At 36.6% G+C, this 15,615-nt stretch carries 15 protein-coding genes; 12 read left to right on the top strand and 3 right to left on the bottom strand.

What is annotated here, in order from left to right; genetic code table 11:
* The first annotated feature begins 14 nt into the window (after window positions 1-14).
* Both BUB12_RS07010 and BUB12_RS07005 read left to right on the top strand, forming a co-directional pair.
* Window positions 15-998: an ABC transporter permease gene (locus BUB12_RS07010; RefSeq protein ID WP_072889465.1), complete on the top strand. Its 984-nt coding sequence runs from the start codon at window positions 15-17 to the stop codon at window positions 996-998.
* Between the two features lies 1 nt (window position 999).
* On the top strand, window positions 1,000-1,794 hold the full coding sequence (locus tag BUB12_RS07005; protein WP_072889463.1) for an ABC transporter ATP-binding protein: 795 nt from the start codon (window positions 1,000-1,002) through the stop codon (window positions 1,792-1,794).
* A 70-nt stretch (window positions 1,795-1,864) separates the two neighbouring features.
* Here the strand turns inward: BUB12_RS07005 and BUB12_RS07000 are convergent, their stop codons facing one another.
* Window positions 1,865-2,590: an SIR2 family NAD-dependent protein deacylase gene (locus tag BUB12_RS07000; protein WP_072889461.1), complete on the bottom strand. Its 726-nt coding sequence runs from the start codon at window positions 2,588-2,590 to the stop codon at window positions 1,865-1,867.
* Window positions 2,591-2,641: 51 nt separating this feature from the next.
* A complete protein-coding gene (gdhA, locus tag BUB12_RS06995) occupies window positions 2,642-4,024 on the bottom strand; it encodes an NADP-specific glutamate dehydrogenase (RefSeq protein ID WP_072889459.1) in 1,383 nt (460 codons plus the stop codon).
* 151 nt (window positions 4,025-4,175) lie between these two features.
* Between gdhA and BUB12_RS06990 the strand changes: the two genes are divergently transcribed.
* Entirely contained in the window at window positions 4,176-4,760 is a 585-nt protein-coding gene (locus BUB12_RS06990) for a GNAT family N-acetyltransferase (RefSeq protein WP_072889457.1), read from the top strand.
* 618 nt (window positions 4,761-5,378) lie between these two features.
* Here the strand turns inward: BUB12_RS06990 and BUB12_RS06985 are convergent.
* On the bottom strand, window positions 5,379-6,248 hold the full coding sequence (locus BUB12_RS06985) for an N-acetylmuramoyl-L-alanine amidase family protein (protein ID WP_072889455.1): 870 nt from the start codon (window positions 6,246-6,248) through the stop codon (window positions 5,379-5,381).
* 229 nt (window positions 6,249-6,477) lie between these two features.
* Between BUB12_RS06985 and BUB12_RS06980 the strand changes: the two genes are divergently transcribed.
* From BUB12_RS06980 to BUB12_RS06940, 9 genes are all read left to right on the top strand, one after another.
* Window positions 6,478-7,251, top strand: coding sequence for a 3-hydroxybutyrate dehydrogenase (locus BUB12_RS06980; protein ID WP_234982603.1), 774 nt, complete (start codon window positions 6,478-6,480; stop codon window positions 7,249-7,251).
* Between the two features lie 99 nt (window positions 7,252-7,350).
* Window positions 7,351-8,436: an ethanolamine utilization protein EutH gene (eutH, locus tag BUB12_RS06975; protein WP_072889453.1), complete on the top strand. Its 1,086-nt coding sequence runs from the start codon at window positions 7,351-7,353 to the stop codon at window positions 8,434-8,436.
* A 30-nt stretch (window positions 8,437-8,466) separates the two neighbouring features.
* The gene (locus BUB12_RS06970; protein WP_072889451.1) at window positions 8,467-9,378 is read left to right on the top strand and encodes a hypothetical protein; all 912 of its coding nucleotides are present in this window, start codon (window positions 8,467-8,469) and stop codon (window positions 9,376-9,378) included.
* 82 nt (window positions 9,379-9,460) lie between these two features.
* A complete protein-coding gene (locus tag BUB12_RS06965; protein WP_072889565.1) occupies window positions 9,461-10,096 on the top strand; it encodes a DUF4129 domain-containing protein in 636 nt (211 codons plus the stop codon).
* Window positions 10,097-10,112: 16 nt separating this feature from the next.
* Window positions 10,113-11,252 carry a DUF4350 domain-containing protein gene (locus BUB12_RS06960; RefSeq protein WP_072889450.1) on the top strand — a complete coding sequence of 380 codons (1,140 nt, stop codon included), beginning with the start codon at window positions 10,113-10,115 and terminating at the stop codon, window positions 11,250-11,252.
* Entirely contained in the window at window positions 11,249-12,178 is a 930-nt protein-coding gene (locus tag BUB12_RS06955; RefSeq protein ID WP_072889448.1) for an AAA family ATPase, read from the top strand. The genes BUB12_RS06960 and BUB12_RS06955 overlap by 4 nt, the downstream gene beginning before the upstream one ends.
* Window positions 12,141-13,481: a DUF58 domain-containing protein gene (locus BUB12_RS06950; protein ID WP_327196138.1), complete on the top strand. Its 1,341-nt coding sequence runs from the start codon at window positions 12,141-12,143 to the stop codon at window positions 13,479-13,481. Before BUB12_RS06955 ends, BUB12_RS06950 begins: the two co-directional genes overlap by 38 nt.
* Window positions 13,482-13,515: 34 nt before the next feature.
* A complete protein-coding gene (locus tag BUB12_RS06945; protein WP_072889444.1) occupies window positions 13,516-14,478 on the top strand; it encodes a stage II sporulation protein M in 963 nt (320 codons plus the stop codon).
* Window positions 14,479-14,504: 26 nt separating this feature from the next.
* Window positions 14,505-15,299, top strand: a complete 795-nt coding sequence (locus tag BUB12_RS06940) for an RDD family protein (protein WP_234982602.1) — start codon at window positions 14,505-14,507, stop codon at window positions 15,297-15,299.
* The last annotated feature ends 316 nt before the right edge of the window (window positions 15,300-15,615 follow it).

Below are 15,615 nucleotides of genomic sequence, written 5' to 3'. Positions count from 1 at the left end.
TGGAGGAAAACAACATGCTATTAGCTTTATTTGGTGCAGTCGAATCAGGAATAATATATGCCATTATGGCTTTAGGAGTATATTTAACATTCCGTGTGTTAGATTTTCCTGACTTAACGGTTGATGGTAGTTTTGTAACTGGTGGTGCAGTAGCTGCGATATCGATGATGAATGGAGTCCCTCCAGTAATGGCTACTATTCTTGGAGCGTTGGCAGGTTTCATCGCTGGATGTATTACTGGTATCATCCATACGAAAGGGAAAATTAATGCTCTTTTATCAGGGATATTAATGATGATCGCTCTTTACTCAATTAATTTAAGAATTATGGGGCAGCCTACACTATCTCTACTAAATGAGTCTACTTTCTTTAGGCAACTAGAAGGTATTTGGGCAAAAACAGGAATGGATGATTTCTTCAATGGAATTCTGCAATCTTTAGGAGCAGAACGCGTGCCGTCCACGTGGGTCATAGTTATAGTGATGATTTTTGTAACATTAGCCATTAAGTTTGTAACGGATTACTTTTTAAAGACCGAAGTTGGATTGGCACTAAGAGCGACCGGAGATAACCAAAAAATGATCCGAAGTCATTCTGCTAATACAGATATTTTAATCATTTTAGGTGTTGGATTGTCCAATAGTCTTGTTGCACTTTCTGGTGCATTAATTACTCAACACCAATCCTTTGCCAATGTAAATATGGGGATTGGGATGATTGTAATTGGGCTTGCTTCGGTTATTATTGGGGAAGCATTATTTGGAAAGAAAACCATTGCCATTGCAACCATTGCTGTTATAGGTGGTGCGATTATCTACCGTATCGTAGTAGTACTAGCACTGAGAGTCGATTTCTTAGATTCTGGAGATATGAAATTGATAACGGCAGTACTTGTTATCTTGGCATTGGTAACACCTAAGATTTTACAGGCTCGAAAAGAGAAAAAACGTCGACTCAAGAAACGTGCCGAACTCAATTCCCGAGCGGAGGGTGCATAAAATGCTGAATTTAAAAGACATATCTATGACATTTAATGAAGGAACACCAGATGAAAAGAAGGCATTGCAACAGGTGCAATTAGAGTTAAAACAAGGTGATTTTGTAACGGTAATTGGTAGTAATGGTGCTGGTAAATCAACATTAATGAATGTAATTTCTGGTAACCTTACTCCAGATGTAGGTGACGTTTTAATTGATGATAAAAATGTCACATTTTATCCGGAATATAAGCGTTCAAGAATGATTGGTAGGGTCTTTCAGGATCCGATGGCTGGTACAGCACCGTCGATGACCATTGAAGAAAACCTTGCGATGGCATTCTCACGGAATAAAAAGAGAACATTAAAATTAGGTGTCACAAAGAGTAGAAAAGATTATTTTAGAGAGTATTTAACGAGTCTAAATCTTGGTTTAGAAGATCGTCTAAATGCTAAAGTCGGTCTATTATCAGGGGGAGAACGGCAAGCTCTTTCTTTACTAATGGCTACCTTCACAGAGCCAAAGATTTTACTATTAGATGAGCATACGGCAGCACTGGATCCTTCACGTGCTGAACTCATTACTAAAATCACAGAAGATGTTGTGAAGAAATTTAATCTTACTACTTTGATGGTGACACATAATATGCAACAAGCATTGGATTTAGGAAATAGGCTTATTATGATGGATAAGGGTCAGATAATATTAGATATTCGTGGAGAGAAAAAGCAAGATCTTACTATTGAAGATCTATTACAAGAATTCCGTCGTATTAGGGGAGAACAGTTTGAAAGTGATCGTGCTGTATTGGGATAACGATGTATCATACGTGTTTAAAATTAAAGGCGTCGCCAACATTAAAATTGTTGCGTCGCCTTTTAATTTACTATGCTGAAATATATCGATCTAACTTCAGTAAAAATTCTTTAACGGATTGGTCGTTTATGATGTAATCAGCATACGGATCCATCGGAGTTTCTTCTCTATTTACAATAATCAATGTAGCACCATGTTCTTTTGCTAAAATCGGGAACATATTTGCAGGGGTTACAGTTAGTGATGAACCCAGTACAATAAATACTTCTGAATGTATAGTAAGTTCTTCTGCTTTCAAAAATGTATCTTCAGGGAGCATCTCTCCAAATAAAACAATCCCAGGACGAATTGGCCCATTACATCGGGAACAGTTTGTTTGTCCTTCTAAAAACCGCTCGCGTTCAACTTCCTTCTTACAATGGTGACAGAAAAACTTTCGAAATGTCCCATGTAATTCCATAACGTTATTATTACCAGCATCATGATGAAATCCATCAACATTTTGGGTGATAATTCCATCAATTATTCCGTTTTTCTCCCATTTTGCAAGTGTGTAATGCCCATCATGTGGATGATACGCTTGTATTTCATTCAGTCTAAACTGATAGAAATTGACAAACTCCTCTTGGTTATTTTCTAAAGCATCGACATTGGCAAGCTCATCAGGGTTAAATTTTCCCCATAGACCTCTATTCTTAGAACGAAAATCAGGCAGCCCACTCTCAGTGGACATGCCTGCCCCTGTAAAAATAACCGTACTAGTTGAGTTCTTGATCAAGTGAGCAATTTTTTCCATTGTATTTCCCCCTATAATTGTGGGATGACACGGTGTCAAGAAAAAGTTCCCTTATGTGATACCTTGGGCAATCATTGCATCAGCTACCCTTGTAAAACCAGCTATTGTTGCACCTTTCAATAAGTTATTAGACTTAGTATTCTCGTCACCACAAGCTTGAATGCTATCATGATAAATCTTTTTCATGATTTTCTGTAATTGGCTGTCTACCTCTTCAAAAGACCATGCAGTTCTTGAGGAGTTTTGAGCCATTTCTAAGGATGACACAGCAACTCCACCAGCATTTACCGCCTTTGCAGGACCAAACAATATGTTGTTCGCTAAAAATGCTTCTATTGCATCTGTCGTTGATGGCATGTTAGCACCTTCAGCTATCAATTGAACTCCGTTTTTAATTAAATTATTTGCTGCATCTCCATTCAATTCGTTCTGAGTAGCACATGGTAAAGCGATATCACAGGGGATATTCCATATTTGGGAGCTATCATCGGCATAGGTAGCCAGTGGATGTTCCTGTAAATAATCTTCAATACTATTTTGTTCCACTTCCTTAATACGTTTGATCGTTTCTAGATCGATACCATTCTCTTCATAAATATAACCATTGGAATCACTGCATGCAATAACCTTAGCACCCAGTTCAATCGCTTTTTCCATTGCGTAAATCGATACATTTCCAGAGCCAGAGATTATAACTCGTTTTCCTTCTAGGTTATCACCATAATCGTTAAGCATTTCTCGAACAAAATAGATGACGCCATATCCAGTGGCTTCTTTACGAGCAAGACTACCCCCATAAGATAATCCTTTCCCAGTTAATACACCAGCTTCAAAATTACCTTTAATCTTTTTGTATTGTCCAAATAAATAACCGATTTCTCTTGCACCAACACCAATATCTCCAGCAGGAACATCTGTGTCTGGACCGATATACCTGACTAGTTCATTCATATAGCTTTGACAGAATCGCATAATCTCTCCGTCTGATTTTCCTTTAGGATCAAAATCGGCGCCACCTTTTCCTCCCCCAATTGATTGACCAGTAAGGGCATTTTTAAAGATTTGTTCGAATCCTAAAAACTTTATAATACTCTCGTTAACTGAAGGATGGAATCGCAATCCTCCTTTATAAGGACCTAGAGCGCTGTTGAATTGAACGCGATACCCCCGATTTACATGGACATTTCCGTTGTCATCAACCCATGGAACACGAAAGGAGATTAATCGTTCTGGTTCTGTTATTCGTTCTAAGATATTTTGTTCCATATAGATCGGATTCTTTTTAAGTACTTCTGTAATAGACTTAAATATGGTGTAAACAGCTTGATGAAATTCTGCTTGATTAGGATCTCTTTGTTTTATTTTATTAAAAACTTTATTTATGTACTCTTGAACTTGTGTATCTCTATTTTTAATGGATGTGGTTGAGTTCATATTGAACCTCCTACTTAATTAAATTTCGATATTAGTATATAGTTTAGCATTTTTATTTAAGCATACATAGTACCTTTATAACATAAAATCACTTCAATGTTTACTGATAGTTCGGTATATTAGAAAAAAGGACATAAAATGGGGAGATATAATGAAAATAAGGAAATATAAACCAATAGATGAAAAAGATTGGTTACGTTGTAGAATTATATCATTTTTAGACACTTCATACTTTGATAATGTATTAAAGGAAAAGGAAACGTATGATAATTCTTCGATTGAATTAGTTGCTGTTCATGAAGAACAAGTTGTGGGTTTGATTGATATTGAGTATGAAGAAAAAGAAAAAACGGTTTGTACGCAGTCTAATGGTTTAGGTGGCATGATTTGGCATATTGCTGTTCACCCAGATTATCAGCGTTTAGGAATCGGGAAGAAGTTATTAACAGAAGCGGAGAAATTAGCAAGAGAATGTGGCTTAACATACTTAGAAGCGTGGACCAGAGATGATCCGTGGGTGCTTGATTGGTATAAGAAAAGTGGCTTTGTAAAAACAACAGATTATCTACATGTATACTTAGAAGGTACTAACGAAATACAAGGAACACTAACAGCTGAAGTATCATCCTTAATTCCTCAAACAGTTTTTGCGCATTATACGGGTGAGAATAAAGAAGAAATTAGAAAAAAATTTAACCGAGTACATGACTGTAATGGTTTCGTGAAATATTTATAAAGGAGATTAAAGGAGAGAATGAGGGTGGAAAAAAGTTTTGTAGATGTATCAAAACTCCATGCAATATATTATTTGTTCGGATTATCTGAAAGTGCGAGAAAATGATATTTGTGGGGCGAGTAAACACAGTCCCAAGGAAGGCTTCGAAAGCATGCGCATCAAACGAAGTAAATTGTTCTTTATTTCCGAGGGGTCTTCGAGATTTCCTTTGCTAGTTTTTGTATCTATGGCAATTTAAAATATTACAGTATAGATTGTTGATTGGAGCGGATGGGAGTCGACTCCTTGAAAATGCATTTACATGTGCATTTTCTGTGTGCGATGCTCCTCTGACGTAGCCTTCCTTGTCCTGCGGGAACAGCACGTGTCCGAAGACCCCCAAGAGATGTACCTGCGTCTACTAGAAAATCTAAGAAGTCAATTTCTCGGTACAAGGCAACAAAGAAGTTTATTCGAGTAGTCGCCTGGCTGAGGCCGTGCCCGAGGAAAGCGACTGCCAGGAGTGGAAATCAACTAAGCACTTACTTTGAGTCTTTTATTAACTATAAAAAGTTACCATTCCTCTGTTTACTAACATTATCTAACTTAATCGTTCGTTTTTAAAGCGCATATAATTAGTTATGTCTCATCTTCATCTCTCCCATGGAAAAAGTCCATTAACCCCTTTGCTATTGCCTTTGCTACTAAGCTTTGATACCCATCGGATTGTAGTGTTTTTAATTCCACAGAATTTGTGATAAAACCAAGTTCAATCAGAACAGAAGGCCTTTGGTTTTTTCTCAACACTCGATAATCATCTTCCAATAAGCCACGATTGTGTAAGTTGACTTCTTCTGCTAATGATCCATGTATTGCTTTTGCTAAATTTCGATTTGTTGCAGAAGAGAAATAATACGTGTTAAATCCCTGGACATTTTCGATTGAAAAGGCATTGTAGTGGATGCTAATAAAGGCGTCAGCATTATGAGCATGAGCGATATTGATTCGTTCATCAAGAGATACAAAGTAATCGTCAGTACGTGTTAATACAACTTTAGCGCCATTTTCACGTAATTGTTTAGCAATTTTCTTTGATGTAGAAAGAATAAGGTCTTTTTCGTGAACACCATTAATTCCAATCGCTCCCGGATCTTTTCCACCATGTCCAGGGTCGATGACGATAGTATAGCCGTCTAAAAGTTCAGGAGTTATGAAGAAACTATCTTGCTCTTCCTCTTTAGCCGGGATGATAAAATCTGAAGCAACCCAAGCTTCCTTTCCATCAAAATTTACCTTACTCCAATTAGCCTTATGTTGAAGAACTTGCAAGAAATTCCCTTGCACTAATCTACCTAGCACATCACTTTCTATGGAAGGGTCTTCACGCATATTTAAGATTGGAGTATTCACGATGTAAACTTGCCCTTTTTTCTCTTCTGCAAATACCAGCGAAAATTCAAATAATAAAAAAAAGCATAGAATGACTGAAACACTTGGTAAGACTTTCATTTTTTTCTCCTTTTTATAACTCCATAAAAATACAATTAGTAATTAGGAATCCCCTTAATGGTTCCCTTTTAAACGTTTATGCAGGAAAAACAGACGAATATGTCGAAAAGGTAAAGTAAAACATTAACCTTTGATAGAGATAGATATTGATTCATTATTTCTACATATATATTAATAGCCCGAAGAGAATTAAGTTATGCACATAAAAAATTTGAAGGGAGAGATGAATGTGGAAAATAAAGTTGTTCTTATTACAGGAGCGGCAAGTGGGATAGGGAAGTCAATTGGTATAGAGTTTGCTAACAATGGAGCAAGTGTAGTATTTACGGATATTAATGAGAAAAAGTTGAATGAAGTAACCGAGGAATTGAAGGAGAAGGGTTTGCAAGTTATTGGAATTCCATGTGATGTTACAATAGAAGAGGATATTCAACTGTCTATTAAAAGGACAATGGATGTTTTTGGAAGGATTGATGTACTCATTAATAATGCAGGTCTACAACATATTGCACCCATTGAGGAATTCCCAACGGAAAAATTTGAACTGATGACTAAAATTATGCTTGTGGCCCCTTTTGTAGGGATCAAACACGTATTCCCAGTGATGAAAGAACAGGGGTTTGGCCGAGTAATCAATATGGCATCCATTAATGGACTAATTGGTTTTGCTGGAAAAGCAGCCTACAATAGTGCCAAACATGGTTTAATTGGCTTAACAAAGGTGGCTGCTTTAGAGGCAGCCGATTATGGAATAACGGTAAATGCGATTTGTCCTGGATATGTTGACACGCCATTAGTAAGAAATCAGTTAGAAGACTTGGCAAAGAATCGAAACGTATCGTTGGAAAAGGTGTTAGAAGAGGTGATCTATCCTCTAGTACCACAAAGACGATTGTTGGAGGTACAGGAGATTGCTGATTATGCCATGTTTTTAGCAAGTGAAAAGGCGAAAGGAATTACTGGTCAAGCGGTTGTATTAGACGGGGGATATACGGCGCAATAGCAAAAAATATTGGGGTAAATTTTACATAATATATTGAATTAGCGATGGACGCGATGCGCTTTTCATATAAATTAATGAATTCATGAACGGGGATAGAACATGGGTATCAATGACATTATCATAATCATAATAGTAGTTTTTCTTTGTGTTGGTGGAATAGATTATTTAATAGGGAATAAATTTGGGTTAGGAGAGCAATTTGCAGATGGCTTTAATGCCATGGGTCCACTAACATTAGCGATGGTAGGGATTATTTCTATAGCCCCAGTGTTAGCAACATTTATTACCCCAATTGTAGTTCCGGTATATGCTTGGTTTGGAGCTGATCCTGCAGCATTTGCTAATACTATTTTGGCAATCGATATGGGAGGATATGCGTTGGCAACTGAGATGTCCTTGAGCGAAGAAGCAGAACTGTTTTCGTGGATCTTTTTAGGGACTATGATGGGGCCAACGATTGTATTTACAATTCCTGTTGCGCTAGGAATTATAAAAAAAGAAGATCATGCTTTCTTTGCTAAAGGGATTTTAATAGGGTTAATCACAGTACCAATCGGCTGTTTTCTAGGTGGATTAGTTGCGCAGTTTGATACGGTTATGATGATCCGAAATCTTTTACCTACTATCCTATTTTCTGTAGGGATTGCAATCGGTCTATGGCTTATACCGGATAGCATGATTAAAGGATTTAAGGTCTTTGCTAAAGCAATTCAAATAATTGCTATTGTTGGTTTAATAGCGATTATAATTGAAACATTAACTGGATTTGTAGTCATTGCTAATATGACCCCACTTGATGAAGGAATTGTCATTGTAGGGAGGATAGTTCTATTTTTAGCAGGTGCGTTTCCACTAGTTACATTTATTAGAAAGGCTTTTAAATCTCCTTTGGAACGTGTTGGAAGTGTCATGGGAATGGATAAAAATGCTGTAGCTGGAATAGCTGCGTCATTAGCACACGTAATTCCAATGTTCGTTCTATTTAAAGACATGGGAAATCGAGGAAAGGTGATATGTGTAGCTTTTGCAGTAAGTGGTGGATTTGTATTAGGAAGTCACCTTGGATTTGTGGCAGGAATAGAAAAGGATATGATTTTTGCTTTAATTATTGGAAAGTTGGCAGGTGGAATTAGTGCAGTGTTTCTGGCATTAATAACAACGAGTAAAACGGAAACTAATGGCTGATTAAATACGTAAATAAAAGGAGGAAGCAAAGTGCAATCATATAACAGACCAAAAGGATTTGGAGAAATATTAGATGAAACATTTAAACTCTGTAAAAACAATTTCTCTAAGTTTTTCCTTATTCTTCTTATTATAATGGGTCCAATTTATTTACTAGAAGCTATTATTCTATTATCTAATGGTACTAGTTTCTTTCGAGAGCTAGGTGCTGGTGAATCATTAGTAGATCAAATTGTTGCTGAAATAGATGCTGAAGCGACAGCGTCTATCAGTTGGAGTAGAGAATTTGGGAATATTTTTATCGGTTTAGCATTGTTAGTGGCAGGTCCTATTGCTCAAGCATCGATTTTAATTGGTGTAATGAAACAAAAAAATAATGAAGGATTTACTGCAGGGATGGTAATAAAGAATGCCTTTTCTAAATTCTGGCCAATTCTTGGAAGTAGTTTAATATTTGGCGCGATACTATTTGGCTTAGTCCTTATTTCATTTATTATCATTTTAATTGTTGGTGCTGTAAGTGGAATTGCTATCCCGTTCGTCGGCATAGTACTAACAATCCCACTATTTTTAGGGGTTGCAGCAGGTGTTATTTTTCTACTGACACGCTGGAGTCTATATTTATGCGCTGTCGTATTCGAAGAGGATTTCCCAGGGTTATCGAGAAGCTGGCATTTAACGAGCAACAATAGTTGGAGATTAATCGGTCTTTACGTCGTCCTCTTTTTAATTACATTTGCTTTAAGTTTAGCGATTGAAGGATTATTTACCATTTTCTTAGGATACAGTGTGTTACATACCATCATTGTAAATCTAATCAGCTTTATAACTTCTATGATTTTTGCCGTCTGTTACGCTGTCATATACTTTGATTTACGTGTAAGAAAAGAAGCTGACGACCTAAATGAAATGATTGATGACTATAAAACTGAACAACTGTAGTTCAGTGTTTCAGGATAGGGATTGTATCGTACATTTTTTTACTAGTTTGCAAGTGAACTATATGAAGAGTTAGGTGATGCCTTTGGAAAATATCGATGAAACAAGAGATGAATTAGAAAAAATATTAAGTGAGAGAGAATATCAAGTTTATTTTGAGGATAATCGAAGTTTTATAGAAAAATGGTGGGACAATATTAAAGAATGGATAATGGAGCAGTTATCTAAAGTATTCTCATCTTTAGAACCAACAAATGGTTTAGCAGATGCTGTTCTTTTTTTCATTGTTGCTGTCTTAATTGGTTTATTAATACTGGCTCTATTTCTTTGGATACGGTCCGTTAATCGCAAGCGGAAATTTCATGAACATAAACCATTGTACTCCGTTAAAGAAATAGATTGGACATATCAACAGCATTTATCAGAAGCGGAAAGTCAGGAAGGAAACGAAGATTACAGAAAGGCAACAAGGCATTTGTTCCTATCTATATTGTTGTATTTGAATGACAAGGAATGGCTTGAGGCAAAAGTGTGGAAGACAAATTTAGAGTATGTTGAAGAACTACGTAAAATTAATAAAAACCATGCACTATCATTTTATCAATTAGCGCAATTTTTCGATGAGGTTGTGTATGGTGAACGAGAGATTAACCAATCAGAGTATGTGGAATTTAAGGAATTAGCCCACAAACTCTGGCAGTTAGAAGAATTGGAAGCATAAGGAGGGGCAGAAAGTTTTGCGAAATTTGTTTACAGGTAAAAAATCTTGGGTTTGGCTAGTTATCTTTTTACTTGTTTTTATTAGCATAAGTTACTTTTTAATATCCAAGCAACCTCAGGATTACCCGAATTATGTTTCTGATTCTCCAGCTCCAATGGGAACAAAAGCGATTTATACATATTTAGAGCAAGAATACAACATAGTTGATCGTTGGACTCACTCTCCGAATCTACTAATAGATAATGGATCTAATCAACTACTAGTTATGATTGAGCCAATCTTTATACCGGATGCAAAGGATATGAGTGAGTATATTGATTTTATGGAAAATGGAAATACCATTATGTTATTTCAAAACAATCCACATGGTATGTTTGACATAAGTACGGTTCCAATTGCAACTATGCAAGAGAATACGACGAAGTTGAACAACAATCAAGGATTAGAATATGAGGCATTCCTTCCATCTTATGAACGGTTACTAACAGAAGAAAAGGACCGGGTGATTTTATCGGACATGGAGGGTGTAGTAGCACTGGAGAGAAACTATGGCGATGGTACCCTTATTGTTGCCAATACCCCAATTTGGATGACGAATGAACACATTCTTGAAGAAGATCACTTAGAGATAATCCAAACGGTCTTTCATCATGCAGGAGGCGAGTGGGGGAGTATCCTTTTTGATGAATATAGTCATGGAACTGGTAATAAGCCAACTGTGAATACATTATATCCACAATGGATTCTCGTGTTAGGTTTTCAACTATTACTGTTAACGATTTTTTACATATGGAACCAAGGAAAACGTTTTGGACCTATAGTCACTCCGAGAGAGGAAACGGTACGATTTAGCAATGAACGGATAAAGGCACTAGCAGCATGGTACCAACGTGGAAAGAGATATCAAGATTCCCTCATTATTCAAGCGGATTACCTAAGGATAGTGATGCAAGAAAAATGGGGAATATCGTATCGGAAGGATTGGGAAGACATTACAAATAATATCAATCAACGATCTGAGCGAGACCCTAAAGAGCTAAAATCATTTATCAATGGAGTTTCAACGGTTCTAACCAAACCAACGATTACTAAACAAGAATATTTGCTATGGTCTAGGAAGATTGACCAATTACGGAAAGAGGTGGAGGACGAATGAGAAGTGAATTATCTGCGTTATTGAAAAAATACGATGAGCGCATTCTAGGTCAAACAATGAATCTAAAGTTATTATTATCTGCTATATTGTCAGGTGGACACGTATTAATTGAAGGAGTTCCCGGAACAGGTAAAACACAAATGGTCAGAACCCTCGCTAACCTTATTGGAGGAGAGTTTAATCGTATTCAGTTCACTCCTGATTTGTTGCCGAGTGATATTACTGGAAGTACGATCTACAATATGAAAGACAGTTCGTTTCAAACACTAAAAGGGCCGATTTTTACTAACATTCTATTGGCTGATGAAATTAATCGCACCCCTGCAAAGACGCAAGCAGCTCTTTTAGAGGCGATGGAAGAAAAGCAAGTCACCATACAAGGAGAAACCTATTCTTTAGCAGATGTGTTCTTTGTAGTTGCCACTCAAAATCCGATTGAGTTTGAGGGAACATATCCACTTCCTGAGGCTCAACAAGATCGTTTTCTGTTTAAATTAACTATTGACTTCCCTTCATTAGAGGAGGAAACAAACGTATTGAAACAGGTCTTAGAAGGCCAGTTTACAAAAGAAGTGTTACATGCAGAAATGGATGTGAAAACATTTCTTGATATACAAGAAGAAATTAAAACGATCACATTAAATGATGAGGTCCTTGCTTATATTATGAAGATTGTGCGAAAGACTCGTGAAACCGAATCAATTCATTTTGGGGCTAGTACTCGTGCAGCGATATCTATCGGAAAAGCAGCACAAGCATGGGCCTATTTATCAGAAAGAGACTACGTTACACCTGATGATGTAAAAGTTGTTGCAAAACCGGCATTGAGGCATCGAATTCAAGTATCTCCACACGTGGAATTGGAGGGAGTGACCAATGACCAAATCATTGAGGAATTGGTGGGGTCGATTCCTGTTCCAAGGTAGGGGGATAGTACCTTCCAAACGACTAGTCACTATTTTGTTGCTTTTATCGGTAAGTATCATAATTTTGACTGTGGTTGGGCTGGATTGGATATGGATCATTACCTTTAATAGTTTATTCCTTCTATTTAGTTTAGTAGATTTATTGTTTTCACCTAAGAAGAAGGAAATGAATTTTACTAGAGAAATCCCACATGAGTTAGAAAGAGGTTTACAGTACCAGGTACAGATTAAAGTGCGAAATACTTCTGATTATGGGTGTTCTTTAACTCTAGTAGATGATGTCCCCCAATCATTTCGTAAAACATTTCCAATAAAAGGGAAGCTAAAAAAGGAATGCAATTTTACTTATGATATAGAAGCTCCTGTTAGAGGGGATTATTATTTGCGCCACTTATATGTTCGGTATGCTAGTCCACTAGGGTTATGGGAAAAGCAGATGACGATTCCGTTAGAAGATCATGTAAAAGTAATTCCCGATTTAACTGAGACAAGACGATATTTACAAAGTGCCCAGCAATTTTTACTTTATGATGGTGAAAAAATTCGTAAGCAGAAAAGTGGAGTTGGTGAGTTTGCTAGAATCCGTAATTATGTTGTTGGTGATGACCCAAGAAAAATAAATTGGCGACAAACAGCAAAATTACAGGAAGTAATGACAAATGAATATGAACCAGAGCATGGGAAGTATATTACGATATTAATTGATTGTGGTCGGATGATGGGGGCCGAGTTAAAGGATGGTAATCGTTTAGAGAAATCTCTAGAAGCTGCCTTAACAGTAACTGCTGCAGCACTAAAGAACGGTGATTACGTTGGAGTGTTGGTCTTCTCTAAAGATGTTAACGTATTTATTCCTCCAGCTAAAGGAATGGATCAATTACAAAGGATACTACAGGCTATTTATAATGTGAAAGTAGATGCAACAGAATCCAATTATTCTGCCGTAATGAATTACTTACAAACATACCAAAAGAAAAGAAGTTTACTCTTATTATTTAGTGATGTGCATACGTTTCTTTATGAAGAAAGTGCATTGTATTATTTCAAGCGTCTAAGGCAAAGGCATCTATTTTTCATGATAGGAATTGAAGATGATGAATTAAACACGACAGCTAAACAAGACACAAGAAATGTTCATCATACGATGGTGAAGAGCATGGCGCAACAACAACTTTTATTTAAGAAGCGAGAGATCGCAAAATGGGAAAAACAAGGACTCATAATGGTTGAAGCAACAGAGGAACAATTAGCTACAGTTGCTGTTTCTTATTATATTAATTTATTAAATGAAGGTTTATTGTAATGATACATGTATGTTGAATGAAGGGGGTGCGCCAGTGAATCGAAAGCAATTTGTAAAGCGTAATCGTGAAGACTGGAAACAGTTAGAAGAATATATAAATACGCTAGGAAAAAAAAGAAAAGGAATTCCTGGCAATAATATTGATGCGTTTAATCGATTGTATCAAAAAGCTGCACAGAATCTTTCTTATAGCCAAACGTATTTTCCAGATGAAGATGTTACGATTTATTTAAATGAATTAGTGGCAAAATCTCATAATCTACTCTATAAAGACCAAGTTTCAAGTTTTCAACAAATACGCTACTTTTTTAGTACGAAATTTATTGGTCTATTATTAGAGCAATGGAAAGCGGTAGTTATCGCCATGGTTTTATTTGCGTTAGGTGGATTAGCAAGTTTCTTGTCCGTTATGGATGACCCACTTCATCTTTATTCTATTCTTCCTGCTGAACTTTCACAGGGCGTGGATCCTGAACAATTAGGAGCTAATCATGACTCAATCGATTCCTCGTTTATGTCAGCTCAAATTATGACAAACAATATCCAAGTGGCATTCTTAGCATTTGCGGGTGGTATAACATTTGGATTACTAACGGTTTATCTATTAATTTATAATGGCTTTATAATTGGAGCATTAGCAGCACTTTTTTGGCATTATGATATGACCTATGAATTTTGGGCATACATAGTTCCACACGGTATGATTGAATTAACAGCTATTTTTATAGCAGGTGGGGCTGGACTGTTAATGGGATATAAATTATTTGTTCCTGGTAAATACTCCAGAGGATTTCAATTGAAGGAGCAATCCAAACGGTCAGTGCAACTCCTCTTGGGAACAATACCATTATTTATTCTTGCAGGGATTATTGAAGGGTTCATCACGCCATCTGATCTATCATTAGAGGCGAAATATGCTGTTGCACTTATAACAGTTATTGGACTGGTGTTATATATGGTAGTAGGAAAGCTATTACTTGAAAAGAAAAATAATTAATCTGGCAAAGCGATGGAATGGGGGTAATGACGATAGAGGAAAGAATAAATATAAAGACACCAGAGTATGTTTCATTAAAATTTAGACTTGCAGGATTAGGAAGTAGGGCAGCTGCGATGATAATTGATCAAATCATTATCACAGTAGCTAATGTGATTGTATTCCTTTTGTTCCTTTATAGTGCATCCTCATCGATGTTTTGGTTTACTGATTCAATTTGGCCAATTGCTGTTGCAATAATAATTATTTTTATCATTAATTGGGGATATTTTTTTATTGCAGAGTATTTTTATAACGGAAAAACAATTGGAAAGCATTTAATTGGAATTCGTGTAATTCAAGAGAATGGCCATAATATTACACTGCTTTCATGTTTTATTCGCAATCTATTACGCATTGTCGACATGTTACCTACAAGTTATTTTCTAGGTATTGTAATGGTGTTTTTTCATGCAAAGCATAAGCGATTAGGTGATTTAGCCGCTGGTACCATTGTAGTCCATGAAAGGTCTAAGAAAAAGAGGAAGGCATCTTCTATTGAGAAATATATTGAAAGACGTGGGCTTTCCAAGAGTACTATTTCCATTGATGATTGGACAATTCAATCATTAGGGAAAAAAGAATGGGATTTATTGCAAGGCTATAGTGAAAAATTATTAGAGTTAGATATCAGCCAACGTAGAGATTTAACTCGAAAATTAGCTGCTATTCTCTTTCCTAAGGTTGGGATGAAACTAGATAATCAGACTGTAAAAGAGTTGGAAGATGCGTTATTAGTTCTATACCTGTATATGAAAGAGGAATGGGAATATGAACTATAAAGGAAGGGGAATTCCCTGCGAAGCGTTATTCCGAATCGTTGCATCCAACCCTTAACAATGAAGGAGCTGGGACAAAATTATTTTAATAAAGCACAAACCCGAACAATGTTATGTTTGGTAAAAGTCATCGCTACGGAAATATACTTCGCTTTCACTTCCAGCACAAGTGCGACATCTGTTCAAGTTTCCTACGGTCACTTTCACAGTGTCTTCTTTGCCGTGGGCGGCTGGTGAGCCAGGGAACTACTTGGTTAGGCTTCCTAGCACCCTTGCGCTGAGGAAGCCCACTGCGTAGCATTACTTGTAGACGCAAGCG

It is taken from the genome of Ornithinibacillus halophilus, from assembly GCF_900129485.1.
Taxonomy (GTDB): domain Bacteria; phylum Bacillota; class Bacilli; order Bacillales; family Amphibacillaceae; genus Ornithinibacillus; species Ornithinibacillus halophilus.
Note: the sequence above shows the minus strand (reverse complement) of the source record. Positions and strands in the feature narration are given on the sequence as shown.